This window comes from Paraburkholderia sp. SIMBA_053, from assembly GCF_046534895.1.
In the GTDB taxonomy this organism is placed as follows: domain Bacteria; phylum Pseudomonadota; class Gammaproteobacteria; order Burkholderiales; family Burkholderiaceae; genus Paraburkholderia; species Paraburkholderia caledonica.
Genome location: NZ_JAWRXU010000702.1, coordinates 1 through 271, shown reverse-complemented (window position 1 = coordinate 271; position 271 = coordinate 1). Strand labels below are relative to the sequence as shown.

Here is a 271-nt window from a genome sequence, read left to right as displayed (position 1 = left end):
CTGGTCTCGGGCCGTGAGGTGTCGTCTCACCGCGGCGGAGGGCCGGTAGCGGTCGACCGCGAGAAGCGCTCCGGTGATCGGGTGTGTCAGGACGCGATCCCACCCGGCCGCCGTGCCGGCGAGCAACTGCGCGGTGCGGATGTCGATCGGGATGCACCCGTCGAGTTCGGCCGGCACAGTGCTCGCGCCGATCAGCGACATCACGGGGACGGTGATCGACACGGTCGCTCGTATGGCTCCGAGCATCCCCGCGGCGGTGTCGTGCCCTGCC

At 71.2% G+C, this 271-nt stretch carries 1 protein-coding gene; it reads right to left on the bottom strand.

Annotated elements, in window-relative coordinates; genetic code table 11:
* Positions 1–222 (bottom strand): hypothetical protein (locus SB753_RS37390; protein WP_410805191.1); only part of this gene is annotated, 222 nt, incomplete at its 3' end.
* Between the last annotated feature and the right edge of the window lie 49 nt (positions 223–271).